The following is a 24751-nucleotide window of genomic DNA, read 5'->3' as shown; positions in this document are numbered from 1 at the left end:
AGGAGGCACCTTGCGCAAGCTCCTGATGGGCGCGGTCACCGCCGCCGCGGTACTGCTGGCAGGCTGCTCCGGCCATTCCGACGACGAGAGCGCCAAGGACGGAAGTGCCACTCCGGCCGCGGGGGCCTCCCGGGCGTCGGCCACCTTCGGCACGCTCAAGGACGTGTGCGGCCCCGGCACTGCCAAAGCCGCCAAGGTCCAGGGCGTCACCGACACATCGATCCAGGTCGGCGTCATGTCCGACATCGGGTTCACCAAGAACTCCGAATTCCCGGACGCCGCAAAGGTGTTCAGCTCCTGGTGCAACGACGCGGGCGGTGTCGACGGCCGCAAGCTCGTCCCCGTCACCCACGACACCAAGCTGCTCCAGGCCCGCGAGGGCGTCCTGGCCGCCTGCAAGACCGACTTCGCGCTGGTCGGCGGCGGGTCCGCACTGGACGGACTGGGTGTGACGGACCGGCTGAAATGCCTGCTGCCCGACTTCCCGGCCCAGTCCACCCAGGCCGTGGGCTCCGACCTCCAGGTCCTGGCCACCGGCGCGGGTGTCGGCTACTTCCCCTACGCCGGTTTCTACTCCTGGCTCCTCAAGGACAAGTACCCGGACTCGGCGGGAAAGGTCGGGATCATCGCCGGCGACAGTCCGGTCAGCAAGGTGTTCGCCGACCGGTACAAGGAAGCCGTCGGTGGACTCGGCGGCAAGGTCACCTACAACGACCTCTACCCGGCGGCCGGCGTCTCCGACTGGACGCCCTACGCCCAGTCCATCAAGAGCAAGGGCGTCCGGGGCCTGGTCTTCCTGGGCGACCCCGCGAGCCTCGCCAAGCTGGAGCAGGCGCTCAGCACCCTCGACTACGCCCCCGACTGGATCGACCCCAACAGCAACGCGTACGGCCCGGCGTTCCTCCAACTCGCCGGCCCGGCCCTGGCGAAGCAGCACAACTACGCCGAACTGTCCGCCACCGCACCGCTGGAGAGCGCCGCCGCCAACCCGGCGACCCAGCAGGTCATCGACCTGTTCAAGAAGTACGCCCCCGACAGCGCGGTCACCTATCCGGTGCTGCGCGCCTTCTCGGCCTGGCTGCTGTTCGCCACCGCCGCCCGCGACTGCGCCACGGTGACGCGCAAGTGCGTCTACGACAACGCGGTCAAGCAGACGGCGTGGACCGGCGGCGGGCTTCAGGCGCCGGCCGATCTGAGCCAGAACGACATCCCGCCCAAGTGCTACTCCATCGTCGAGGCGACGGCGAAGGGCTGGCAGGCGGCCGACTTCAAGCCCGACGACGGCGCCTACCGCTGCGACGCGCCCGTCTACAAGTACAAGGGGGACTACGGGAAGCCGAAGACGCTGGCGGACGTCGGCAAATCGCTGTCCGACCTGAAGTGATCCGCGTACGAGTGCGGATCGTGGCTCTCAACTCGCCGGTGCGAGCAGGCGGATGATCAGGTCCACGGTCCGCTCGACCGGTGTACGGCGGGCCGTGGCACCGGGCAGCAGGACGCGGGCCAGGATCGCGCCGAGAAGCATGTCGAAGACGTCGTCCGGGTCGACGGCGGGGTCGACGGACTCCGGCGGCGCGGCGCGCAGGATGGCCTGGAACTGGGGGCGGGCGGAGACCCTCAGGTTCAGCTCGGGCGAACGCGGCCGGGACGAGGACTGGTTGTGCGCCAGCAGCCCGGCCGCGGCCGCTCGGGCCACGGGGGTGGTGAAGGCGGCCAGGTAGGCACGCGCGAACCGCCGTAGATCGGCGCGGAGTTCACCGGTCGGCTCGACGGCGTGCCGGTCGAGGCCGGGAAAGGTGGCCTCCGCGATGAGTTCGATACGGGAGGGCCAGCGCCGGTACAGCGCGGAGGAGTGCACCCCCGCGTGTTCGGCGACGGACTGGATCGTCGTCGCCTCGAAGCCGCGGCTCACCAGCAACTCGCGCGTCGCGGCGAGCGCACGCTCGTCGATCGTCGTGTCGCGCGGGCGGCCAGGGCGTCGTCCGGTGTCTGCCACGGCCGCCATGGTAACGGCCCAGGTGGACCCCTCGCCGGACGTCAATTTCAGGAGACCGTCTTCTATAAATACGAGGTTGTGGCTAGAGTCCGAAGGCGACGCCCACCGAGGAGTGGCCCATGCGCGCTGCGGTGCTTCGGAACAAGACGGTGCGGGCGAGAACGATCGAGGACCCCGTACCCGGCCCCGGTCAGCTGCTCGTCCGCTCGCTCGCCTGCGGGATCTGCGCGTCCGACCTGCACTTCATGGACCATCCGGAGGCAGGTCTCGACGACGACAGCGGCATGTCGACCTACGACCCGGACGTCGACATCGTCATGGGGCACGAGTACTGCGCCGAGATCGTCGGCCACGGACCCGGCACCGAGCGGCGCATCCCCGTGGGCGCCCGGGTGAGTTCCCTGCCGATCCTGGTCGTGCCCGGCGGTCGGCGGATCATCGGGCAGAACCCCGAATCACCCGGCGGCTTCGGAGAGTTGTTCCTCCTCACCGAGGCACTGACCCGCCCGGTCACGTCCGACCTGCCCAGCGAACTCGTCTGCGTCGCCGACGCGATCGCCGTCGGCTGGTCGGCCGCCTCCCGGGCCCGCTCGAGCACGCGGGAGGTGCCGCTGGTCATCGGCTGCGGTGCCATCGGCCTGTCAACCGTCGCAGCCCTGCGGTCACTTGGCGTCGGACCCGTCGTCGCGGCCGACCTCGTGGCCTCGCGTCGCGAGACGGCCACCGCCATGGGCGCCGACGTGGTCGTGGATCCCGCCGAGGTGTCGCCGTACGAGGCGTGGCGGGAGGCGGCCGGGGCCGGTGACGTGGGGTGCGTCGTCTTCGAGTGCGTCGGGCTGCCCGGCGTACTCGACTCGATCATCAAGGGGAGTACGAGGGGCACCCGGATCTTCTCGATGGGTGGCCCGCCTCAGGGTGACGTCCTCCACACCCTCACCGCCAAACGCAAGGGCATCGGCATCCAGTTCGGCGGCGGGCCGACGCCGGACCACTGGAACGAGGCGTTCGAGGCGGTCTGTTCGGGGCGCCTCGACGTCCGGCCGATGCTGGGCCGGACCGTCGGGCTCGACGAGGTGCCCGCCGCGCTCGACGCCGCGCGGGCGGCGGACGCGCCGGCCCGCATCGTCGTCGTGCCGTGACCCAGGGAAGGGACCGCACCCCGTGAACGAGGTCAACGAGATCAACGAGATCGATGAACTCCGGTCCGCCGTCGAGGAGTTGACCGCGAAGGTCCGCGCACTGGAGGACCAGGCGGAGATCGCGCAGCTGGTCGCCCGGTACGGCCCCGCGGTCGACAGCGGATCGGGCGAGGCGGCGGCCGAACTGTGGACACGGGACGGTGTCTTCGACGTCGTCGGCCACTTCACGATGCGCGGTCACGAGGACATCAGCGGCATGGTCCAGGGCAGCGGCCACCAGCACCTGATCCGCAACGGCGCCGCACATGTGCTGACCGTGCCGCACATCCAGATCGACGGGGACCGGGCCACCGGCCGCGGTTACGCCCTCAACATCCGCTGGGACCCGGAAGCGGACCGGTTCCGGGTGGCCCGGGTGTCGGCGAACACCTGGCGCTGGGCGCGTACGGCGGATGGTTGGCGCGTCGTCGAACGCGTCAACGCGAACCTCGACGGCACCGCCGCGCACCGGGAGTTGCTGGCGCCGACGGCCGACTCTGCCTCCGCCTCCGACTCCGACCCAGGCCCCGACTCCGACCCAGGCTCCGACTCCAACCCAGGCCCCTTTCCCGTCCCCGTCCCCGGTTCCAAGGAGGCGAAGTGAGGATCGGATTCATCGGGTCCGGCCGCATGGGCCGACCCATGATCGACCGGCTGACGACCGCCGGACACGACGTCACCGTCCACGCCCGCACCCCCCGCACCCGTGCCGCCGCGACCGCCGACGGCCTGACCGTCGCCGACACGGTGGCGGCGACGGTCGAGGGTGCCCACGCCGTGTTCGTCACGGTGCTGACGGACGCGCAGGTGCGTGAAGTCTGCCTGGGCCCGGACGGCGCCGTCGCGGGCATGCGCCCGGGCGCGACCCTCGTCCAGCACACGACCTGCGATCCGGCCACCGTCGGCGCCGTCGCCGAGGCGGGCGCGGCGCGGGGCGTCGACGTACTGGACGCGGCTCTCTCCGGCGGACCGCACGACATCGGCGACGGCCGGCTCACGCTGTGGGTCGGTGGTGACGAGACCGCGCTGGACCGGGTGCGCCCGCTCCTCGACGCGTACGCCTCACCCGTCCTGCACGTGGGCGCGACCGGCGACGGGCAGCGGCTCAAGCTCGTCAACAACGCCCTGTTCGTGGCCCAGGTGGGCCTGGCCGTCGACGCCGTACGACTCGCGGAGTCACTCGGTCTGGGGGAGTCGACCGTGCTGGCCGCGCTTCAGCACGGCAGCGGTGCGAGCCGGGCCCTCCAGGTCGTGGCGCGCGGCGGGACCGTCGACTCGGTCGCCGACCGGCTGGCCGACCTGATGAGCAAGGACGTCGGCACGGTCCGCGAGGTCACCGACCGGGCGGGCGTGGACCTCGGAATCATCGGCACCGTGCTGGCCTCCGAGGCGGTCGAGAAGCGGGTGCTGCGCAAGTCGCCCGGTTCGAGCGGCAGTTGACGAACGGGAGTGGCCATCTTGACCAGCTCGACCACCAAGTATGAACGCCAGTAAGGGCCTTGGGGCATCGTCGCCGGAGGGTCCGACGGTGTGGGAGCCGCGTTCGCGAGGGCGATGGCCGCGCGTGGGATCCACGTGGTCCTGGTGGCCCGACGCGTGCCCGTCCTCAAGGAGCTGGCGGACACCATCGCGGTCGAGTACGGCGTCCAGGTCCGCACCGTCCCTCTCGACCTCGCGGCACCCGACGCCCTGGCCGAACTCGCCGCGGCCACCGCGGACTTGGAGATCGGCCTCTTCGTCTACAACGCCGGCAGCGACGACAGCACCGCCGACTTCCTCGACCGCGAGACGCCGGCCCACCTGAACCTGGTGCGCCGCAACTGCGTGACCGTCCTCGAAGCGGTTCACCACTTCGGCGCCCCGATGGCCGACCGGGGACACGGCGGTGTGGTCCTCGTGACGTCCGGGGCGGCCTGGGCCGGCGGCGCGACCCGTGCCACCTACGGCGCCACCAAGGCCTTCGGCCTGGTCCTCGCCGAGTCCCTGTGGGCGGAGTGGCGCGGACACGGAGTGGACGTCCTGGCGCTGGTGCTCGGCCGTACGGACACGCCCTCGCTGCGTCGACTCCTCGGCGACCGGGACGAGCACCTCGGCGCTCTCGCCGACCCGAAGGACGTGGCGGAGGAGGCGCTGACCCACCTGGCCGACGGCCCGACCTGGATCTCCGGCAGCCCGGACCCGGCCGGGGCGTCGCCCCTCGGGGCGCTGAGCCGCCGGGACGCGGTGATCGCGATGAGCCGGCGGTGAGTCGGCAGTGAGTCCGCGATGAGCCCGCGCTGAGGGTGTCCCTGCTCGCCGACCTGAGCACGGCGGCGGCAGCGGCCCCCTCGGGATCGTCCGGGGGGCCGCTGCCGCCGCGGCTGACTAGCGCGTCACGCGGCGGGCTTGTAGAACGCGTAAGTGGCGGTGTACTTCACGCTGACCTGGTCGGTTCTGGTGCAGGCCGTGGTGGGGGCGACACCGCCGTCCGTGTTCAGGCGCTGGATGTAGGAGACGCCGGCGAAGGTCCCGGTGCCGCGGGTGGCGGTGGCCTTCAGGAGAAGCTCCGGGATGGTGCCGGTTTTGGGGGAGTTGGCTATCGCGCTGCCGTTGACCGCGCTGCCGTCCACCGTGGAGACCCAGACGGGGCCGCGGGAGTGGAGGGCGACGGAGCGGTGCGTGCGGTCGTTCTTGGCCCACAGGGTGGCGGCCGGCTCCAGCAGCGTCCAGGCATCGTTGGTGCAGGTGTAGGTCTGGACGCCGGCGGCCGAGAAGACGCCGGTGAGCTTGTTGCCGTCCGGGACCTTCAGCGCGTCGGGAACGTCGACGGTGGTGACGGGACGCGCGGTCTGCGGGGTCGCCGCTTGACCGACCGTCGCGCCCAGGAACGTGCCGACGGTCGCGACGGCCACAGCCGCGGTGGTGAGAACCACACGCTTGCCTGGCTTCATTGGTGTACCTCCAGAGAATTTCTGAGCATGTTGCGCGGGAGTGGGCGCGGCGACCGTACGAGTCCATGCGCCGGAACCTCGCGCGTACAGAACCTGCGGGGCCGGTCAACGGGTCTTCGGCCCTCGATGCCGCAGTGTAGGCGTGAACTCCCTTTGCGGATCCGTCAATTGCTGACGATTCGGTGACGTGCCTGCCCTTTCGGTCCGTATCAATTGCCCATTCGGGCAAGGAGTTTCACGCGCAACTCCCCGGGGGCAATCCGAACAACACGCCGTATCCATGGCCCGTTTCGGCGTATCCGCTCGGCGGGGCTGGACAACACTGCTGCCATGAAAGCGCTCTTCACGACCTTCCCCGCGTACGGCCATCTGCTGCCGATGCTTCCGCTGGCCCGGGCGGCCGTCGCAGCCGGGGACGAGGTGGTGGTCGTCGCGGCGGAGGAACTGCACGCGACAGCCGACGACTTGACCATGCGCGCCCTCGGGCCGTCGTTCTCTGAGCTCCCCGCTGCGCACGTCGATGCGCTCGACCGAACTGTCGCCCTGTTCACGACGGCCCGCGCCGACCTGGCCTTCGACGAGCTGTGCGAGACGGTCAGGTACGAGCGCCCGGACGTCATCGTCGCCGAGATGAGGGACTACGTCGCCCCGCTGGTCGCGCAACGGCTCGGCATCCCGTGGGTGACCTTCGTCCACAGCCCGGCCGCCGGCGTCGACGCGGTTCTGGAAGCCGGACTCGCGAGCGCGGCGGAGCAGCACCAACTGCCCGTGCCCGTCCGGACGGCGACCGTCGAGCTGTGGCCGGCGTGGCTGGAGAGCGAGCAGATCCCGGCCCACCAGGAGACCGCGCTCCCGATGGCGGCCGACGCATACAACACCTCGACGGTGGTCGACATCCCGGCCTTCGCCGGCACGCGACCGGTCGTGCTGGTGACCCTCGGCACGGTGGTGGAGGACATCGCGCTGCTGAACGCCGCGGTACGCGGCGTGCTCGACGCCGGCGCCGACGCCCTGGTCACGACCGGACTCACCCTGGGCCCCGAGGGCATCGAGGGCGACTCCGACCGAATACGTGCCGTCCGGTTCGCCCCGATCGGTCAACTGCTGGACCGCGTCCAGGCGGTGGTCACGACAGGCGGTCCGGGCACCGCACTGGCAGCACTCTCACGCGGCCTGCCCCTGGCTTTCCTGCCGAGCGACGCGAACCATCAGGGCAACGCCAACCATCCGCGTATCGCGAGCTACACAGGCATCGCGAACCATCAACTCGTCGCGTCCGCCGTCGCCGGCTTCGACGCCGGTGTCGTCTGTGACGACCCGACCAAGCTGACAGCGGCGCTGGAGAGGGTGCTGCACGACGCGGAGCTACGAGCCCGGGCGCGGGCCGCCGCCGAATGGCTGGCCCGGCGCCCCGCCCCGGACGTGGTGTGGTCGTTGCTACGGGACCGGCTCGCCGAGTCCGGACGCTGAACTACCGTGTCCTCCCGGGCAGTTCACCGCGGCCGGTACGAGGCTCAGGCGCCGTCCCCTTCCCTGCCCTCGCCGTCCCCGTTCCGCTCACGGGGCGTCTTCAGACCGGCCTCGATGGCCACCGACAGCCGGTTCTCCGCCGGAGGCAGCGGGCAGGTGGCCAGGTCGGTATAGGCGCACGGCAGGTTGGCGGCGCGATTGAAGTCCAGGACGACGGTGCCGTCGGCGGCCGGCGGGTCGAGGGAGAGGGAGCGGTTGGCGGCGTAGGTGGTCACGCCGGAGGTGGCGTCGGTGAAGAGCACCAGCAACCGGTCCGGGCCGTGTCCGGGAAACGCGGTGAGGGCCAGCGGACGTCCGTCCAGTTCGAACTCGACCTGGCCCGGTGCGTCGTACACATGCTCAAGTCCCTCGACCGCGGCGCCCACCGTCGTCGGACGCGGTTCGTCGAAGGCGGTGTAGCGACCGGTCACCACCCAGCGGGGGTCCGGTGCGTAGGCGGGGGTGCCGGCGAAGGCGGTGCGCAGCGGCGCGTCGGGGTGCCGGGGTCGGACGATGTCGTGTCCGCCGCGCTTGGCCACCTCGATCACGGCGTCGCCCCAGACGGCGTTGACGCCACCGCGCTCGGGCAGCACGCCGAAGCGGTGTTCGCCCCGCACCGGCGCTCCGTCCACGACGAGTTCCTCACCCTCGTCGAGCGCTACGGCGACCCCGGCGTCGTCGGTCCACCAGGCGCCCGGCGCGTCCGGGAAGCGCTGGGGCCGGTCGTCGAGCCAGTGCAGGTTGGTGATGGCCAGGAAGCCGTGCGGAGCGGCGAGCCGTTCCTCCTGCCCGCGGTACCAGTCCAGCCAGTCCTGGGTGAAGACCTGGAGGTCGGTCGTGGCGGGGTGGACGGTCTTTTCGCTGAGTTCGGTCATACCAGTGCCAACCCCACCCACCTGAAGCGGGATTCCGATCCGTGTGTGACAGCTTCTTGTCAGGATCGTGGAGATCTTCGACGTCCGGGGCTCTCACCAGGCTCTTTTGCCTGGCAGGAGTCAGTTCCTGCGCTTCGGGGGGTTCCCGCCTCTACCTGCGAGTTCCCTGGACTTCCCACGGACGTGTGCACGGGTTGTGCACTGGATCCGAGTGCCGGGCGCCACGCGGAATGGCACTCCAGCCGCCGACCACAGCCACTCTTCCCGAGCCGGCGGGACCCGTCCTGCGGCCTCGGGCCGGCCATCCCGATGGGGTCAGCAGGTCGGATTGGTCTGGGTGAGGAGGCCGAGCCGCCACGGGAGGAGGTTGTAGTCGCCGCCCGCGTTGGGGTTCATGCCCTGGTACAGGTACTGGAGCCGGCAGGTGGGGACGGTGAGCGTCTGGTCGTAGCCCGCTCGGATCATCTCGCCGTGGCTGATGTCCCTGGTCCAGGATCCGGCGGGGAAGGTGACGTTGCCGGCCCGCGCGAACGGGTTGCTCTCCGTCGCGGCGAGCGGCGACCAGGAGCCTGCCAGGCTGCCGGAGACCCAGGAACGGAAGTAGCGCCGACCGTCCGATCCGACGGCCTCGACGAGGAGCAGGTACTGGTTGGAGTCCTGCACTTTGTACACGTTGCTAGCTTCGAACAGGGCGTACTTGGAGTCTTGCGCCGCGATCACGGTGTTGGTGAAGCCGGCGGGGAACTGGCCCACGGTCGTCTGCGAGCGGTAGAGGTGCCCGTTGTCGTCCGACGAGAACAGGTAGCAGTTGGCGCTGTCGCAGATCACCCACATGTCGACCCAATAGCCGTTGCCGATGTTCTGCCTGATGATGTCGGGCATCGACGCGTAGAAGTTGCGGGGCGTGCTCCATCCGTTCGGGTTGCTGATGTCGGTGTTCGTCGAATAGGACGCGTTGCCGGTCTGGTACACGAGGTACCACAGGCGCTGCGGCGCGTAGTAGAACACCTGCGGCGCGGCCCGGTATCCGGCGCCGATGGCGGTGCGGTCGAGGTAGTGGTGGGTGGCCGAACCGGCCTGGGACCAGTCACTGAAGTTCAGGTACACCAGGTTGTAGCCGGAGGAACTGGCCACGCTCGCGAACACGTGGTACTTGCCGTTGTAGTAGACGACCGTCGGATCCTTGATCCCGGCGATGTTGTGGGTGGCGTCCGGTTTCGGGGCGATCAGCGGGCCGCTGGAACTCCAGGAGAAGCGGGAGGGCAGGGCGGCGGCGGACCGGGTGGACAGGGCGGTAGCCGTCTGTGCCGCGGGGGTGCCGCCCAGCGCGGACAACGTCGCGTTGTACGCCGACTTCTTGTTGCCATTGCGGTCGAAGAGCAACGGGTTCTCCCCGCTGCGCCAGGAGTCGCTGTCGCGGATGCCCCAGACGGTGATGCCGGTGCAGCGGGCCACGTTCATGCAGGCGCGGACCGTGTTCGTGTAGGCGGTCGGTGACGCCTGGGCGATGTCGAGTTCGGTGAGCTGGACGTCCACGCCGAGCGCGGCGAAGTTCGACAGCGTGGTCTGCAGGCTGGCCGGCGGGCCGCCGGCCCCGAAGTGCGCCTGGAAACCGACGCAGTCGATGGGCACGCCGCGCGCCTTGAAGTCGCGCACCATGCGGTAGACGCCCTGTGTCTTCGCGTCGCTCCAGTTCTCGATGTTGTAGTCGTTGTAGCAGAGCTTGGCCGACGCGTCGGCGGCCCGTGCGGTACGGAAGGCCTGCTCGATGAAGGTGTCGCCCAGCAGGTTCTGGAAGACCGACGAGCGGTGCTGGCCGCTGCCGCCGTCCGCGAAGGCCTCGTTGACCACGTCCCAGGCGTAGATCCTGCCCTTGTAGTGGTTCATGACGCCGGTGATGTGGTTGTTCATCACCGTGCGCAAGGTGTTCGCGTCCCCGATGGAGCTGACCCAGCCGGGCAGTTGGGAGTGCCACACGAGGGTGTGGCCGCGCATGCGCTGCCCGTGAGCCGCGGCGTGGTTCACGATCTGGTCCGCGGGAGCGAAGTTGAACGAGCCTCGCGACGGCTCGGTCGCGTCCCACTTCATCTCGTTCTCGGGTGTGATCGCGTTGAACTCACGGTCCAGGATGGCGCTGTACGTGCCGTCCCCGAGCCGTCCGGCGGCCACGGCGGTTCCGAAGTACCGGCCGGACTGGGCCGCTTGGGCGCCCAGTGTGGAGGCGTTGATGGCTTTGGGTGTCCCGTTCGCGGCTCCGGGCGTCACCAGGACGACCGCGGCCAGCAGGGGTAACACCGAGGCCCGGCGAATGCCGAGTCGTTTCAGCGGGTTCATGGTTCTCCTCGAACGGAGGGGTGGGGGGTGGAGTGCGCGAAACCTCCGATCGTCGAGGGCGTGGACGGCTCGAACGGCAGTGCCCGCGCCGTATTGAGTTTGATCAGTGCATGACATGTTCGAGAGTGCTGGTGGTTCGTGATATCGAACGTGGATCGACTTGCCGGGCAACTTGGATGATAGGAGGAGGGTGTGGCCCGTCAATACGTCTCGCAGAAATCGCTATTCCGAGCGAAACATTCGAAGCCAGTACGGCCAGTTGATTCCCGGTTGGTCACCCCAGGTGTCGCAGGTCGGGGGAGGGTTGGCGGTTATACCATGATCCACGGTGCCTCGACTTTCCGAATGATGTTCGAAATTTCGGGACTGCCTTTGTGGTGAGGGTGACCATCGCGTACATCCTCGAATCGGCGGCAGTGAACTTACGCTGCGGCCGCCGTTCTCCCCGCGACTGGCTTGTCGACCACGGCAAATGAGATGAATTCACAGCCATGGAGATCTGGGGCCGGTGGCAGCCGCCGGGCCTGAGCCGGACCGGATTTCGTCCAGGAAAGCTGCTTCCAGCGGCTCTTTGCGCCGAGGCGCCTGCCGCCGTCCAACGATCAGGCCGGGATGCGCCCGCCAACGCAGTCGCTGCAGCCGCTGTCGTTTCTGGCCGGCAGTCTCATGAGCGGCTCTCCTGGCGTGGCAGGAGGGGGCCGAGTGGGCCGAGGTCGAGGTTGAGGTCTTCGGGGCTGAGGCCGTAGCGCTCGCGTAGTTCGGTCATGCGGTCGTCGAGGATCATGAGTGTCATACCGATGCGTTCTTCCTGTTCCTCGGTCAGGTCGTTTCTTTCGACTCGGCGGATGGCCTGGCGTTCCATGAGCTGACGTAGTAACTCCACCACGGTGAGCACCAGTCGGACGAGGTCGCGTTCGACGGTGTCCTTGTCCAGGTCGAGGCGCCGAGGCGCGGGGTCCGGAACCGTTGCTGGTGTCGACCGGGCGCCGGGGTCGGGTTCGCTGTGTGGTGTCACGTCAGGATTCCTTCGGTGGCTGCCTCGACCGAGGTGAGCAGGGCGCGCAGGGAGATGCGGACCAGTTCCACGTCGGCGATGCAGAGGCTGAGGTCTCCGGTGATGACGACACCGCCGGCCAGGAGCCGGTCGAGGAGGTCCACGAGAGCGACCTCTGCTTGGGGCGAAGGGCCGGTTGTCACGGTGTCCTCCGCACGGTCGCGGGGTCGGTCCGTCCGGTCTGCTCCAGCGAGGGCGGGGCGAAGGAGTACGGGGCCCAGGGGCCGGTGATCTCGACTCGGATGCCCGCCGTGTCGGCGGCCAGCGCTGTAACGCGGTCCTGGAAGGCGTGTGTGTGCTGTCGCGGGATCAGGTAGGCCGCGTTGACGATGTTCTCACCCGGTGCCGCGGACAGGGCCGCGGGCTGGGGACGGTGGTGGCGTACGTCGGTGGCCCAGTTCTCTTCCGTGAGCGTGCGGTCCACTCGTGCGCCGAGGTCGGCGGCGGCCTGGTGGGCCAGGTCGTGGTCGTCCCGGCTCGTGCGGCGGGCGCGCAGGTACTCGCGGCCGGAGCGTGGTCTGTCCGCTGGGGGAGGGGCGGCGGCCGGGGGGTCGGCGTAGATCTTGACGCCCCATTCGTCGTGACCCTCCAGGTGGTCGAGGGCGGTGCGGAAGTGGCTGTCGTCGTTCTGCAGGCGTCGCAGCAGGCTGTTGTCGTCGAGGTACACCGTGGCCAGCCGCAAAGGCAGCAGTGCTGTGTGGGAGGCGAGCGCGGCGATCACCTGGTGGTGGGCACGGGCCAGGCGTTCCAGGTCGGTGAGGTCGTCGAGCCGCTGGACGAGGACCTCTTCGGTGAAGGTGTGGGCGGGTACGTCACTGACGGCCGCGGCCGTGTGGGTGCCGTGCAGGATCCGTACCGGCAGGCCGTCGACGCCACGCAGTTCCCGCGCGGCCCGTTCCGCTGCCTCGTTGTGGAGCAGTACGGCATACGCGTAGACCGTCTCGGTGAGCGCTGCCGGAAGTGGGGGGTGGGGCTCAGAGGTCATCGGATTCCTTCGACCGGGCGTTGAGCGAGTGGAGTTCGGCGCGAAGGCGTGCGTTCTCGGCGGCGAGCTCCTCTGTACGGGCGAGGTCGGGCGGCGGGGCGGGGCGTGCGGCGCGTGAGGACAACGTCGGGTCGTGTTCCCACCAGTCGATGCCCATCTCGCGTGCGGTGTCGACGGAGACGATGAGCAACCGGAGCTTGATGGTGAGGAGTTCGATGTCGAGGAGGTTGATCTTGATGTCTCCTGCGATCACGACGCCCTTGTCGAGGACGCGTTCCAGGATGTCGGCCAGATTGCCTGCATTGCCCGGTTGGGGCGAGAGGGCAGTTGGCCGTCGTGTGAGGGCGTCGGTCACGGGGGGCCTTCCTGGAGCGCAGGACCGTCGGGTGGTGCCGGGCTGGCGGGGCCGCCCAGGTCACCGAAGGGGGCGGGGTGGAACGTGTCGCTGTGCGGGGGAGTGGCGGCCGGATCGCGGGAACTGTCGGCGGCAGCGTGGGCTCGAGGTGAGGCGGGGGTTTCATCAGCGCCGGGATCGGCCCAGTCCTCGGTGCCGGCGGGCGTGATCTGTTCCAGTCGGTCCAGGAGCTCGTCCTCTCGGAGGCCGAACTCCTCCTCGGTGATGCGGCCGGCCAGCAGGTCGGCTTCCAGTTCGGCCAGTTCACGGTGGATGGGGGCCGGGTCGGCGTACTGCCGCTCCGCCTCCTGCACCACTTGTTCCAGCACCCAACCGACCCCGCGCAGCGGAGCCAGCGGCAGACCGAGCAGGCTGCTCAGCAGGCCCATACGGCGCTCTCCTTCACGGTCGGGGAGGCAGTGGCGGGGGGAGGCGGAGGACGGCGTCCGGTCCACGCGGTCGCGCGGTCAGACGAAGCTGTAGGGCGGGAGCGGGCCGGTCACCCGCAGTTCCAGCCCGTGCCCGAGGCTCTGGGCGATCTGGTCCACGGACGCGGCGAACGCGTCGGCCCGCCCGCGTTCGATCAGCAGGCTCAGGTTCAGGAAGACCTCGCCCGTCGGGTCGCCCGCGGCGGTGCGGTGTGCCAGGGGCTCCAGCCGGCGGGCGATGTCCCGGGCGTGCTCCGCCTGGAGCGCCTGGACCCCGGCCGCGACGACCGTACCGAGGGCCACCTGGTCGTCGTGCGTGCCTGAGCCATCCCGGGTGAGGGCGCTCAGGCGCCGGGCTTCGGGACTGTCCCGCAGGACCTCCCGCACGGCGGTGTCCTCGTCCTGAAGGACCTTGACGTTGAACTCGACGCGGTCCTCGACCTTGCGGAGCCGGTCGGTGAACAACGACTCCTGGTCCGCCAGGGCGCGGCGTACCGCGCCGTCGTCGGGGGCGAGTGTGCCGAAGCGCAGGGGTATCACGGCACCTGCGGCGCCGAGCATCAGCAGCACTTCCTGATGGGCGATCAGATCTCGTCGTTTGGCGCGCAGTTGCTCTGGTGCCTCGCTGACGACGGCGGCAACCCGGGCTGCCCGCACCGCCCGCAGGGGCGCGGGCGATGCCCCGATACCGGTAGCACCCTCGACCGGCAGCGGATGGTCCGCGTCCGTGACCGCATAGAGGTAGAGCGGCATCCCTCAGTCCTCCCCGCCCGGCTGTCCCTTGCCGCCTCGTGGCTTGCCGGGTGCGGCGGCAGGAGCCTGCTCGGCAGCAGGAGTCTGTACGGCGGGGGGATCCTGCTGATGACCGGCCGCGGGCGGAACCGAGGCGCCGGCCGACTCCTGCTCCACCACACCGACCTCGCCGGCACTGTGCGCCGCGAGATCGGTCACCGGGGCCGCGGTGACCGTCGTCGGGACGACAGCGCTCACACCGGACGCCGCCGGGACCACGGATCCCACCACGGTCGTTGCCGCCGGGGCCACAGCCCCGACCACGGTGCCGGCCGTCCGGCCCACCGTGCCGACCACGGTGTCCACGGTGGGCGCCACGCCCTGGACCAGTCCCCCCACGGTCGGAGTGACGGCGCCGACGACGCCACCGACCGTCTGACCGACTGTCCCGAGTGCCTGCCCCACCGTCTGTCCCAGGTTCCCGACGACCGGGACCGAGGTACCGGTACCGGACGGCCAGACGGTGGCGGGCTGCCCCTGCGCGACGACAGTGCCGGGAGCGAGCGCTGCCGCAGCGCCCGGCGCAACAGCTGCCTGGTTTGCCGGTGCCACAGCCGTGGGCAGGGCCGGCGCGAACAACGCGGGCGCCGGAGTCACCACGGGAGTACCGCGGTTCTCCAGGTCCAGGCGATTGGTCGCCGCCGCGAAACGCAGATACGTGTCGACGCTGGCGATGACGATGCGGATGTCGACGCGCAGGATCTCGATGCCGATCACCGACACCCGGATGAAGACATCGATCACGAGTCCGCGGTCGAGGATCAGGTCGAGGATGTCGTAAAGGCCTCCGTCGGTCTTCTGGGCACGGGGGGCGGCGGTCTGGGCGAGCACGGTCATCGGTGAGGTCCCCTCTCAGAGGTGGGGCGAGGGCGTGCGGAGTGGTCGGCCGCGAGGCGGCCGTCGGCGGAAGGGCCGGCGTGCGGCCGGCACAGGGCAGCCGGAGCAAGGTCCCGGGCCGGTACAACCGGATCCAGGGGGCGAGGGCGTCGCGGACATGGATGCCTCGACAGCGGGCGGGGCATCGTGCACAGGGGGTTGGAGGCCGGCCTCTGCGTCGGACAGAGGGCGAGGACGGACCGCAGTCGCGGCCATCGCGCGGGCCGCCTCGCACGGTCTCACTGCCGGTCGACCTGGCCTCGGGTGTAGCGGCGGCTGCGGGCGTAGCCGAGGAGAAGACCGTCGGCGTCCAGTCTCACCCGGTAGACGGCAAGGACGCTGGTGGAATCGGGGATGCGCTCCAGTTCCACGACCTCGACGTCGACCTGCCAGCCCGTCCCGTCGCGGCTGATGGCCGAGACCGATTCCGGTGTACGGCCCAGAAGTTCAGCGAGTTGGGCGCGCGCGTTGCGCATCGCGCCCACAGCATCCCCGACCACCGGGGTCCCGGCGGCGGGTGGCGCCGGCGCCGAGTGCGGCGCGGGGTCGGGTAAGTCGCTCGTGCTCACAGTTCGTCCGGTCCGTCCCACTGGAAAGTACGTCCGACAGGTCGCGATGTGCCGGCAGGTCTTTGAGGCGTTCTCCGAGTGCGGCGTCCGGCATACTCCGCTCCACCAAGAGTCATGCACATGATCTCAGCACATCTTGACCACGAGGTACCCACAACTTCGCCACATCAAGCACACGAATTTGCGTAACCCCGACCGCCACACACGACAACCGCATCCACCAGAGGCACAGCGAAGGACAATCCAGGCCATAACTGGGCGGCAGCAGGCAACAGCCCGCCGACGACGCCCGAAGTCGCCGAAACCCCGACGTGGCTGGGTGTCACCGGGCAAGGCCTCAACTCCGGTCTGCGGGACGCCGCCAACCTCTGCTGGAAGATCGACGAGGTCCTGGGCGGCCGGGCCGGTGACGCCCTGCTCGACACGTACGACACCGAACGGCGGCCGCACGCCCGGGCAATGATCGACCTTTCCGTGCGCCTCGGCCGGATCGTCATGACCACGAGCCGCGGTCGTGCCCGCCTGCGTGACCTCCTGGTGCGCACCGCCATGCACACACCGCCGGGACGCCGCTATCTCACCGAGATGCGCTACCGCCCCGACACCCGCGTACGGTCCGGTGTTGTCGTCCGTCTCGACGGTCCAGGGCAGCCACTCGTCGGCAGACCCCTGCCCCAACCACGCGTCCTGCGAGCACCGCACCACCGGGTCACCCGGCTCGACGATGTCCTCGGCCAGGGTTGGGGCTTGTTGGGGATCGGCGTGCCCGAGGCCGCCTGGACGACCGTCGGACGGTCCGCCCTTCCGAACGCCACCCACGTGGACGTCCAGTTGGACGACCGCTCACCCCGGGATGTCGCTGACCGGGTGGGTATCGCAGACGCCGACGGACGGCTCGAGATTCTCTTCGCCGGACTGACCGAGCACTTCGTGCTCGTACGCCCCGACCGGTTGGTGGCCGCTGTGTTCACCCCCGACCGTGCGAAGGGCGTGGAGGAGGAGCTCCGACGCGCCACGGTCGGCGCTGGGGACGTGATCGCGGCTGTGCCCGCTCTCGACCTCGGCGCCGAGGCCCAACTCGACATCCAGGGAGTACATCCATGAGGCTCAGCACCGTCCGTCTCGGCGACGGACGCGGGACCACCGCTGCCGTTCTGTGTTCGGACGCGACGGGCTGGACGCCTCCATGGCCTCTGTGGCTCGCGAGACCGGGGTGGCGCTTGCCAACGTCTTACGGTGCTTCCCCACGAAGCACGCGCTGGTCGCAGCCGTCTTCGCCGACCGGATGAACGCCTACGCCGACGCGGTCGCCACCGCGCTTGAAGACCTCGACCTGGGGCACGATTTCACCGGCTACATCGAGACCGCCTGCACGATGCAGGCCGCCGACAACGGCTTCGCCGACGCCGGCCTCCTTTAAGGAGTTGTTCGGTATCCCTGCTCCGCTGGGTCGGGTCTGTTGGAAGCGGCTCTGGTGCCACGGGTCGAGCGGTTTCGCCGACTGGCCGCAACCCGCATGGAGAGCTGAGAAAGGACGAGCGATGGTCGATAGCTTGAGGGCTTGCCGCCGCGCCTTGGCGGCTTCTGTCCGTGCTGTTGTGCACGCGCCCTGACCCCAGGTGACGGACCGGCATCGACACCAGCCTCCACACCGACCTGCAACAGCAACTGCCTCTTTCCACCCTTCCGTTCCCAGGTGGTAGACGATCACACTGCACGCATGCAGAGAGCGGGAAGACACATCACCACCGGCGCGGTGGCTCTGGTCCTGCTGGCCTCCGCCGGCTGCGGCGCAAACCATGAAACGGACGTCCAGCACAGTCGAACGGCCACCATCTCCGTGGACAAGCCGGTTGCCTTGGCAGACGAACCGGTACACATCCGGCTCGGCGATCTCGCCTCCGGGGAGAAGGTCGCGGTCACGGCCCGGGCCACGGACGCCGAAGGCATGACCTGGACAGGCCGCGCCGACTTCAATGCCGACAAGAGGGGTGTGGTCGACCTGGACCGCGCCAAGCCCACGGCCGGGACGTACCGGGACACCGACGGTATGGGCCTGTTCTGGTCCATGACCCCCGCGCAGGGCGATCCTGACAAGAGCTGGTTCCACACCGCTGATCTGCAGAAGGCCACCTCGTACCAGGTGCGCCTCACAGTCGAAGCCGGCGGCCGCACCATCGCCCAGCAACGACTCACCCGTAACTGGACTGTGAGCGGAGTGCGTCACACGGCACTCACCGTGGCTCACGACAAACTGAACGGGGAGCTCTTCCTTCCTCCCCCGGGCGGACCTCGCCGGGCCCCGGTCCTGCTCGTCGGCGGCTCGGAAGGCGGTACCGCGTCCCCGCTCGCGGCAGCACTGCTGGCCTCCCGCGGCCATCCCGCTCTGGCTCTGTGCTACTTCAGCTGCCAGGGACGGCCCAAGAACCTGTCCGGCATTGCCCTGGAGTACTTCGTCTCCGCCGCCCGGAAGCTGGCTGCCCAGCCACAGGCGGACCCCGAACGCCTCACGATCATCGGGGCATCACGTGGATCCGAAGCGGCCCAGCTGATGGCCCAGTACTACCCAGACCTGGTCGACAATTCCGTGGTGTACATGCCCAGCCGAAACACCAACGGAGCCTATTACCAAGGCTGTCTCAGCTGCGGGCGCGGTCATGCCGCATGGACCAGAAACGGCAAGGGCCTGCAGTTGGTCCCTATCCCGCTCAACCAGGTCCGCGGTACCGTCCTGGCCATCGCCGGCGGCGACGACCGGATATGGGGCTCGCTGCCGTCCGCCGAGTCGATCGCACGCGAACACAACGCCGCAGGCCACACGTATCAAGCCCTGCTCTACCCGAAAGCCGGACACGCCCTTGCGACCGTCCCCTACCTCCCCGACAGCGTTGAGAGTGGCGCTGGCCCCCTGGGCGGAACCCGCGCAACAAACGCCCAGGCAAAGGCCGACAGCTGGCCACACGTGCTCCAACTGCTCGAACCGTAGCGACATCCATGCCACACACCGCAACCGCGGGCTCAGAGACAGGCACCCGCACAAGTTCCTCGTCTTGACTTTCTGATCGTTTCAGGATGAGCGGTGCAGGACCGTGGGAGAGCAGGTAGGCACGTTGATGTGCCAGGGAAAAGTCAGGCAGAGACGCTGGGTGCTGCTGTACAACGATCGCTATGAGTTGGGTGGCGAACGTGATGATTTCGGTCGACGTGGCTGACAGCGCAAGTGTGGAGGCGTTGAGCGAGTGGCTGCGGACGGGTGCCCCTCGTCGTGCTCAACCGGAGGTCTATGGGGTCGGCTTCTTGAAGCCGCTCACGAGTCCTGAGACCAACCAATGGGGTGGCTGGAAGCACCCCGAGTGCGAGGTGTGGGCGGGTGCTATGAACCATGCCGACCTCGACGCCCTCAAGTAGCGTGTGTTCGAGATGCCGTGGTGCGAGCCGAACCTGGTACAGCTCCTGGTTATGGATCAGGAGGAGGGGTTCTTCCGCATGTGGATGATCCGGGATAGCGAACTGCGGCAGTTTGCACCGCTGCAGCCCAACGAGAAGGACGAGGGCTTCTACCTGGGCTGATGAGCCGGACCTATGGCTGGATCCGTCCACTCTGCGCTCTGGTTGTAGCAGGAGTGGCTGCGTACGCCTCTTAGGTACATCAACGGGAGTTCGCCCGCCAGGGTGGAGCAGACACGGCCAGTGCCTCGTTGTGGCCGCTGTCGGTGGACGGGCTACTCCTCTTGGCGACGGTCGGCCTGCTGAAGCCTTCAGGGCTTCGGACGCGTCGCGCACGGGGTGCCGTGTGGTTGGCTTTTCTGCTGTTGCCTTGCTTCTGTCGGTCGAGCTTTTGGTGCACCGGCCGGTCGGTGGGGCGGACGCTATCCCTGACGGCAGCGACCCGGCGAAGGGCAACCGGCAGCAGGGGGACGACCCTTTGCCGGCACGGGCGCGGCAGCTGACGGCTCTTGTCCGGATGAGCCGTGGCGACATCAAAGGTGTTGGGCGATCGCGTGAGCCGGCGGACGACGGAAATGCCTGACGGCACAGATTCCGATGCATCGGACCCCCGTCCGTTGATGGAGCGCGCCCGCTGACCCCAGCCACTGCGTCGGCCGCAATACGAGCGGGCGGCAAGCCGGCGCGGACAACCCTCAGTCGCGGGCCGGAGGTGTGTAGAAGTCGCCGACGGACGTCCAGACGCCGTTCTTCACGACCACGCGCTGCACACTGCGCGTGCCGAGGTGATCGCTCGCGCTGAACTTCATCACCGGTGACACCCCGGGGTCCACCGAGGACGCCTTCTCGTACGCCGCGGTGAGGGCCTTGGAGGTGACGGGCCCCTTGATGGTCTTCGCGATCTCGGCGAAGACCTTCGCGTTGCTCCATCCCCACAGCGCGAGGAACCCGGCGTCCTGACCGGGTTCGTACTTGGCCATCGCGGTGCGGAACTCCTTCACCGCGGGGTCGTTGTCGGAGGGCGCCTTCACCAGTTGTACGGCCTTGAGGCCCTCGGCGGCGTCCTTGGCCAGCGCGATCGTCGACTCGGCGGCCACCGGCGCGTAGGCGTAGGTGGGCAGGGACAGACCCTGGAGCTTGGCCTCCTTGAGGAAGGTGGCGGCCTCCGGCGAGGTGAGGATCAGGACCACCGCCTGGGTCTTCGCGGCTTTCACCTTGCTGATCACGGGGGTGTAGTCGGTGGTCTGATACTTCACCGGCAGTTGGTCGACCTCGACCGAGGAGTCGACCTTCTTCGCTACGGGCTCCACCTGCTTGGCCACGTTGACGAACGCGGCCGGGTCACTGTGGACCACGAGGATCTTCTTCGCGCCGTCCTGCACCGCCCACGCGGCGATCGCCGCCGCCTGGTCCTCGTAGAGGGTCTGCGTGCCGAACAGGCCGGTGCGCGGCGGCTTGTACCAGGACTCGGTGCCGCCCACCTCGTTGAGGACCGGCACCTTGGACTGGTTGAGGACGAAGGGGAAGGCCGCTTCGGCCTGGGAGGTGCCGTTCGCGTTGACGATGGCCACGACCTTGTCCTGGCCGACCAGTTCGCGGGCGATCTGCACGGTCTGCTGCGGATCGGCCGCGTTGTCCTTGACGGTCCACCTGATCTTGCGGCCGTTGACGCCCCCTTGGGCGTTGACCATCTTGAAGTACGCGTCGGCGCCCGCCTTCTCCCCCACGCCGTACGTCGCGGTGGCGCCCGTGAGGGGAAGCCACGCGCCGATGTGGATTTCGGAGGAGCTGCCACCGGCAGTCGCGGAGTCCTGGCCGGCGCAGGCGTTGGCGGTGAGTGCCACCGCGGCCAGGACGGCCATCGCGCCCGTGGCGCGGCGGAGTTTTCTCTGGGTCCGGAACACGGTCCACCTCGTTCAGTACGGAGTTCGGTACGGGCTGTCAGTTCACCGGGGAAGTCCGCGCGTCGGCCGCCGCGGGCGGGACGGGTGGGGCGGCCTGGCTGTGGCCGCCGCTGAAGTAGGCCGATTCCGCCAGGGCCGCGAACTCCGGGTCGCCGGGCCGCCCTTGGGCCGCGACGACGCCCTCGTGCAGTACGGCCACTTCGTGGCACACGGACATGGCGCGGCTGAGGAGTTGTTCGAGCAGGACGACGGTCAGCCCCTCGTGGGCCAGCCTGGCCAGCCGGTCGTACACCTCGTCGACGAGGGCGGGGGCAAGCCCGAGTGCGGGTTCGTCGACGATGAGGACGTCGGGCGCGACGATCAGGGCGCGGGCGATGGCGAGCATCTGCTGCTCCCCGCCGGAGAGTCCGCCGGCTGAGGCGGAGAGCCGGTCGCGCAGCCGCGCCGGCAGCCACTGGACGGTCTCGTCCATCCGTTCGCGCAACGGCGCACCGGTGATGCCCGCCGCGTACGCGGCGACTTCGAGGTTCTCGCGCAGGGACAGCGTCTTGAACAGGGCCCGGCCCTCCGGTGCCAGGCTGGTGCGGACGACACCGCCCAACTGCCGCTCCCCACGGGTGGGTTCGAGTGATCCGTGCAGGATGCCGGCCAGAGTGCTCTTGCCCGCTCCGTTGGCTCCGGCGACGCCGAGCACCACTCCCTGGCGGACAGTGAGATCGATGCCCCGGAGGGCGACCACTCCGCCGTAGGTGTGGCCCACCCCGTGCAGCCGGATCATGCTCCGCTCGCCCACGTGCTCGGGCGGCCGGGTCCTGCCGTCGACTGTTCCCAGGTACGACGACCGCACCTTCGGGTCCTTGAGCACGGTGTCCGGGGTGCCCTCGCCGATCGTGCGCCCGAAGTCGAACGCGAGCACCCGGTGTGCGACGGAGAACAGGTCGTCGAGGACGTGGTCGATGACCAGCACGGCGGTGCCGTCCGCGTGCAGCCGCCTGATGTGCCCTGCCAGCAGCGCCCGTTCGCCCGCGTCGAGGCCGCCGAACGGCTCGTCCAGGATCAGCAGCTTCGGCCGCTCGGCCATGGCGCGCGCCAGGTCGAGGCGCTTCTGGAGGCCGAACGGCAGTTCTGCCGGGCGGCGTTCGGCCACCTCCGCGAGACCGACAGAGTGCAGCAGCCGCGTGACATCGGCCCGGTGCCCGGCCGTGATCCGGCGCCGGGTACACAACACGTTCTCCGCGACGGTGAGTTCGGAGAACGCCTCCGCGTGCTGGAACGTACGGCCGATGCCCAGCCGCCGTCGCGCGGTCGCCCTGGCGCCCAGCAACGGTTGCCCGGCGAAGTCGGCGGTCCCGCTCACCCGGCCGTTGCCGGTCAGCCCGGACAGGGCGTTCAACAGGGTTGTCTTTCCTGCCCCGTTGGGTCCGATGACCGCCAGGATCTCGTCCTGACGGAGCGTCAGTGAAGCATCTTCCAGGGCTTTGAGCCCGCCGTACGAGACCGAGACGTGCTCCAGGCGCAGCAGTTCGGGTCCGTCGCCGGTGGCGTCGGACGGGGGCGGCGGAGACATGGGATCCGCCGAATCCGCGGACGGTGACGTGCGGTAGGCATCCGTCCGGTGCAGGACGCGGCCCGCGAGCCTGCCGAGAAACGGCACGACTCCGCCCGGCAGGAAGAGCAGCACCGCGATCAGCACGAGGCCCTGCACGACCGGCTGGGGCAGTCCCACGGCGGAGGAGAGCGAGGGGTTCCAGGTCAGGTAGACACCGCCGGCCACGGCTCCGACGATCGTGCTGACCCCGCCGAGCACGCAGGCCGCGATCAGCGAGATGCCGAACGTCAGGGAGAACGGGTCCGGGCTCACGAACCCGGTGAGCAGTCCGAGCAGGACGCCCGCGAAGCAGGTGCACGCCCCGCTCACCGCGAACGACAGCGCCGACTGTGCCTCCGGCGCGATGCCGATCGTACGGGCCGCCAGGGGATGGGACTTGGCGGCCACCAGGCGCATCCGCAGTCCGGAGGCGGCGGCCGGTACGGCCAGCGCGAGGACGACGGCCGCGGCGCCGACCGCGAGGTACTGGGTCTCGGTGCCGCCGCCCGCGAGGGTGCCGAAGCCGAGGGAACTGCGCAGCTGGATGACCGGTACGCCCTGGTCGCCGCCGGTCACGCTGCTCCAGCGGTTGATCAGTTCCAGGGTCACCGTGGTGAACGCGAGGGTCAGCAGGGCGATGTAGAGCACCGAGAACCTGGCACCCGCGTACCCCAGGAAGGCGCCCAGCGCGGCTCCGGCGGCGATCGCGCCGAGCGCCACCGTCTCCAGCGACCAGCCGTGACCGCTGCCGTACGCGGCGAAGTAGGCGCCGATGGCGAAGAACGCGGGATGGCCCACCGACCAGATGCCGGACCAGCCGGCGAGCAGGCCGACCGAGAGGATGACGATCGTGTACACGGCCGCGAGCCCCACCGAGTACATCTGGTACGCGGGGATCGCGCCGGAGGCCATGAACGCCATGAGCACCGCGCCGGCCGCCGGGCCCAGCGCGGCCCGTGCCAGGAGGGAACGGTTGAAGACCATGGACACGACCCTTCAGACCCGTTGGAAGGTGCGGGTGCCGAACATGCCCTGCGGGCGGATCAGCAGCACCAGCACGGTGAAGGAGAAGACGAACGTGTCCCGGAAGCTGGCGGAGACGTAGTTCGCCGCGAGGTTGTCCAGGACGCCGATGGTCAGCCCGCCGAGGACGGCGCCGTACATGCTGGTCAGACCGCCCAGGAAGATACCGGCGAAGGACCGGAAGAGCGGTGCGACCAGTGCGGTGGGCACCAGGCCTGACCGGGGTGCGTACAGGCAGGCGGCGAGGGCGGCCAGGCCCAGGCCGAGGGCCCAGGAGATCCGGGCCAGCCGCTGCGAACTCAGGCCGACCACGCGGGCGGTCTCCGCCGACTCGGCGGCGGCGCGCATGGCCGAGCCGAGCGTGGTGCGCGCGAAGAGGTAGCCGACCAGCGCCATCGCCACGGCGGCGACGCCGATCGTCAGCAGGCTCTGGGTCGGCACCGCGGCCCCCGACCATCGCACCGTCCCGCCGACCAGGCTGGGGAAGGACTTGGGCTGGTCGCCCCAGACGGATCCGGCCACGTTCTCCGCGATCAGGGATACGCCCATCGTGACGACGAGCGCGGAGAACAACTGTCCCTGTCCCAGCGGCCGGATGACCGTCTCACGGACGAGCAGGCCCGCCACCACGGTGATCACGACGGCGGCGAGGACGCCGAGGATCGTGGCCACGCCGCGGTCGTGCAGCGAGAGCGCCACGTACAGGCCCAGGGTCGCGAGGGACGCCATCGCGAAGTTCACGACGTCCGTGGCCCGGTAGATGATGACCAGCCCGAGACCCATGAGGCCGTAGACGGCCCCGCTGGCCACACCGCTCACCAGGACAAGCAGGAACTGACTCACAGTCCCTCCCTCGGGGAAGAGCGCGT

25 protein-coding genes and 2 pseudogenes are annotated in these 24751 nt (G+C 69.6%); 12 read left to right on the top strand and 15 right to left on the bottom strand.

The genetic code is table 11. The annotated features are described in order from the left end of the window. Nucleotides 1-10 precede the first annotated feature (10 nt). Nucleotides 11-1384: an ABC transporter substrate-binding protein gene (locus ACIP6U_RS35485; RefSeq protein WP_401726469.1), complete on the top strand. Its 1374-nt coding sequence runs from the start codon at nucleotides 11-13 to the stop codon at nucleotides 1382-1384. Nucleotides 1385-1411: 27 nt separating this feature from the next. Here ACIP6U_RS35485 and ACIP6U_RS35480 read toward each other — a convergent pair whose 3' ends face one another. Next, complete coding sequence (locus ACIP6U_RS35480; protein WP_401726467.1) at nucleotides 1412-1996, bottom strand: TetR/AcrR family transcriptional regulator; 585 nt, start codon at nucleotides 1994-1996, stop codon at nucleotides 1412-1414. A 119-nt stretch (nucleotides 1997-2115) separates the two neighbouring features. Between ACIP6U_RS35480 and ACIP6U_RS35475 the strand changes: the two genes are divergently transcribed. The 4 genes from ACIP6U_RS35475 to ACIP6U_RS35460 all read left to right on the top strand — a co-directional run bounded on the left by ACIP6U_RS35475 (nucleotide 2116) and on the right by ACIP6U_RS35460 (nucleotide 5421). Continuing rightward, nucleotides 2116-3135 carry a zinc-binding dehydrogenase gene (locus ACIP6U_RS35475; protein ID WP_401726465.1) on the top strand — a complete coding sequence of 340 codons (1020 nt, stop codon included), beginning with the start codon at nucleotides 2116-2118 and terminating at the stop codon, nucleotides 3133-3135. 22 nt (nucleotides 3136-3157) lie between these two features. Next, nucleotides 3158-3778 (top strand): nuclear transport factor 2 family protein, encoded by a 621-nt coding sequence (locus ACIP6U_RS35470; protein ID WP_401726463.1) that lies wholly within the window; start codon nucleotides 3158-3160, stop codon nucleotides 3776-3778. After that, complete coding sequence (locus ACIP6U_RS35465; RefSeq protein ID WP_401726461.1) at nucleotides 3775-4614, top strand: NAD(P)-dependent oxidoreductase; 840 nt, start codon at nucleotides 3775-3777, stop codon at nucleotides 4612-4614. The genes ACIP6U_RS35470 and ACIP6U_RS35465 overlap by 4 nt, the downstream gene beginning before the upstream one ends. A 66-nt stretch (nucleotides 4615-4680) precedes the next feature. Then, a complete protein-coding gene (locus ACIP6U_RS35460; RefSeq protein ID WP_401726749.1) occupies nucleotides 4681-5421 on the top strand; it encodes an SDR family NAD(P)-dependent oxidoreductase in 741 nt (246 codons plus the stop codon). 125 nt (nucleotides 5422-5546) lie between these two features. Here ACIP6U_RS35460 and ACIP6U_RS35455 read toward each other — a convergent pair whose 3' ends face one another. Beyond that, the gene (locus ACIP6U_RS35455; protein WP_401726459.1) at nucleotides 5547-6104 is read right to left on the bottom strand and encodes a DUF3455 domain-containing protein; all 558 of its coding nucleotides are present in this window, start codon (nucleotides 6102-6104) and stop codon (nucleotides 5547-5549) included. Nucleotides 6105-6434: 330 nt separating this feature from the next. Between ACIP6U_RS35455 and ACIP6U_RS35450 the strand changes: the two genes are divergently transcribed. After that, nucleotides 6435-7574 (top strand): glycosyltransferase, encoded by a 1140-nt coding sequence (locus tag ACIP6U_RS35450; RefSeq protein WP_401726457.1) that lies wholly within the window; start codon nucleotides 6435-6437, stop codon nucleotides 7572-7574. 44 nt (nucleotides 7575-7618) lie between these two features. Here ACIP6U_RS35450 and ACIP6U_RS35445 read toward each other — a convergent pair whose 3' ends face one another. The 10 genes and pseudogenes from ACIP6U_RS35445 to ACIP6U_RS35400 all read right to left on the bottom strand — a co-directional run bounded on the left by ACIP6U_RS35445 (nucleotide 7619) and on the right by ACIP6U_RS35400 (nucleotide 15851). Next, nucleotides 7619-8488, bottom strand: coding sequence for a DUF1684 domain-containing protein (locus ACIP6U_RS35445; protein ID WP_401726455.1), 870 nt, complete (start codon nucleotides 8486-8488; stop codon nucleotides 7619-7621). Between the two features lie 315 nt (nucleotides 8489-8803). Further along, complete coding sequence (locus ACIP6U_RS35440; RefSeq protein ID WP_401726453.1) at nucleotides 8804-10822, bottom strand: non-reducing end alpha-L-arabinofuranosidase family hydrolase; 2019 nt, start codon at nucleotides 10820-10822, stop codon at nucleotides 8804-8806. A gap of 664 nt (nucleotides 10823-11486) precedes the next feature. Then, nucleotides 11487-11756 carry a gas vesicle protein K gene (locus ACIP6U_RS35435; RefSeq protein WP_401726747.1) on the bottom strand — a complete coding sequence of 90 codons (270 nt, stop codon included), beginning with the start codon at nucleotides 11754-11756 and terminating at the stop codon, nucleotides 11487-11489. Nucleotides 11757-11833: 77 nt separating this feature from the next. Next, on the bottom strand, nucleotides 11834-12019 hold the full coding sequence (locus ACIP6U_RS35430) for a gas vesicle protein (protein WP_401726451.1): 186 nt from the start codon (nucleotides 12017-12019) through the stop codon (nucleotides 11834-11836). After that, nucleotides 12016-12861 carry a GvpL/GvpF family gas vesicle protein gene (locus tag ACIP6U_RS35425; protein ID WP_401726449.1) on the bottom strand — a complete coding sequence of 282 codons (846 nt, stop codon included), beginning with the start codon at nucleotides 12859-12861 and terminating at the stop codon, nucleotides 12016-12018. Before ACIP6U_RS35425 ends, ACIP6U_RS35430 begins: the two co-directional genes overlap by 4 nt. Beyond that, the gene (locus tag ACIP6U_RS35420; RefSeq protein ID WP_401726447.1) at nucleotides 12851-13216 is read right to left on the bottom strand and encodes a gas vesicle protein; all 366 of its coding nucleotides are present in this window, start codon (nucleotides 13214-13216) and stop codon (nucleotides 12851-12853) included. The genes ACIP6U_RS35425 and ACIP6U_RS35420 overlap by 11 nt, the downstream gene beginning before the upstream one ends. Beyond that, entirely contained in the window at nucleotides 13213-13644 is a 432-nt protein-coding gene (locus tag ACIP6U_RS35415; protein ID WP_401726445.1) for a gas vesicle protein GvpG, read from the bottom strand. Before ACIP6U_RS35415 ends, ACIP6U_RS35420 begins: the two co-directional genes overlap by 4 nt. Nucleotides 13645-13722: 78 nt before the next feature. After that, the gene (locus ACIP6U_RS35410; protein WP_401726443.1) at nucleotides 13723-14436 is read right to left on the bottom strand and encodes a GvpL/GvpF family gas vesicle protein; all 714 of its coding nucleotides are present in this window, start codon (nucleotides 14434-14436) and stop codon (nucleotides 13723-13725) included. A gap of 651 nt (nucleotides 14437-15087) precedes the next feature. After that, nucleotides 15088-15312: pseudogene (gene gvpJ / locus ACIP6U_RS35405) on the bottom strand (gas vesicle protein GvpJ); the annotation flags it as partial. Nucleotides 15313-15590: 278 nt separating this feature from the next. Further along, nucleotides 15591-15851 carry a gas vesicle protein gene (locus ACIP6U_RS35400; RefSeq protein WP_318318279.1) on the bottom strand — a complete coding sequence of 87 codons (261 nt, stop codon included), beginning with the start codon at nucleotides 15849-15851 and terminating at the stop codon, nucleotides 15591-15593. Nucleotides 15852-16235: 384 nt separating this feature from the next. On the opposite strand from ACIP6U_RS35400, the pseudogene ACIP6U_RS35395 reads away from it, so the two are divergent. The 6 genes and pseudogenes from ACIP6U_RS35395 to ACIP6U_RS35370 form a co-directional block, all read left to right on the top strand. Then, a pseudogene (locus ACIP6U_RS35395) lies at nucleotides 16236-16331 on the top strand (FAD-dependent monooxygenase); the annotation flags it as partial. 48 nt (nucleotides 16332-16379) lie between these two features. Beyond that, nucleotides 16380-17024 (top strand): hypothetical protein, encoded by a 645-nt coding sequence (locus tag ACIP6U_RS35390; RefSeq protein ID WP_401726441.1) that lies wholly within the window; start codon nucleotides 16380-16382, stop codon nucleotides 17022-17024. An 82-nt stretch (nucleotides 17025-17106) separates the two neighbouring features. After that, the gene (locus ACIP6U_RS35385; protein WP_401726439.1) at nucleotides 17107-17340 is read left to right on the top strand and encodes a hypothetical protein; all 234 of its coding nucleotides are present in this window, start codon (nucleotides 17107-17109) and stop codon (nucleotides 17338-17340) included. A gap of 300 nt (nucleotides 17341-17640) precedes the next feature. After that, on the top strand, nucleotides 17641-18906 hold the full coding sequence (locus ACIP6U_RS35380) for an acyl-CoA thioesterase/bile acid-CoA:amino acid N-acyltransferase family protein (RefSeq protein WP_401726437.1): 1266 nt from the start codon (nucleotides 17641-17643) through the stop codon (nucleotides 18904-18906). A gap of 425 nt (nucleotides 18907-19331) precedes the next feature. Further along, nucleotides 19332-19490, top strand: coding sequence for a hypothetical protein (locus tag ACIP6U_RS35375; protein WP_401726435.1), 159 nt, complete (start codon nucleotides 19332-19334; stop codon nucleotides 19488-19490). Nucleotides 19491-19618: 128 nt separating this feature from the next. Beyond that, on the top strand, nucleotides 19619-19870 hold the full coding sequence (locus tag ACIP6U_RS35370) for a hypothetical protein (RefSeq protein WP_401726433.1): 252 nt from the start codon (nucleotides 19619-19621) through the stop codon (nucleotides 19868-19870). A 192-nt stretch (nucleotides 19871-20062) separates the two neighbouring features. Here the strand turns inward: ACIP6U_RS35370 and ACIP6U_RS35365 are convergent, their stop codons facing one another. From ACIP6U_RS35365 to ACIP6U_RS35355, 3 genes are read right to left on the bottom strand one after another with little or no spacing between them, the layout of a single operon-like run. Continuing rightward, nucleotides 20063-21271 carry an ABC transporter substrate-binding protein gene (locus ACIP6U_RS35365; RefSeq protein ID WP_401726431.1) on the bottom strand — a complete coding sequence of 403 codons (1209 nt, stop codon included), beginning with the start codon at nucleotides 21269-21271 and terminating at the stop codon, nucleotides 20063-20065. A 37-nt stretch (nucleotides 21272-21308) separates the two neighbouring features. Then, a complete protein-coding gene (locus ACIP6U_RS35360) occupies nucleotides 21309-23843 on the bottom strand; it encodes an ATP-binding cassette domain-containing protein (RefSeq protein ID WP_401726429.1) in 2535 nt (844 codons plus the stop codon). Between the two features lie 12 nt (nucleotides 23844-23855). Further along, the gene (locus ACIP6U_RS35355) at nucleotides 23856-24725 is read right to left on the bottom strand and encodes a branched-chain amino acid ABC transporter permease (RefSeq protein ID WP_401726427.1); all 870 of its coding nucleotides are present in this window, start codon (nucleotides 24723-24725) and stop codon (nucleotides 23856-23858) included. Nucleotides 24726-24751: the final 26 nt, after the last annotated feature.

The organism is Streptomyces sp. NPDC088794 (assembly GCF_044750545.1).
GTDB lineage: Bacteria > Actinomycetota > Actinomycetes > Streptomycetales > Streptomycetaceae > Streptomyces.
Note: the sequence above shows the minus strand (reverse complement) of the source record. Positions and strands in the feature narration are given on the sequence as shown.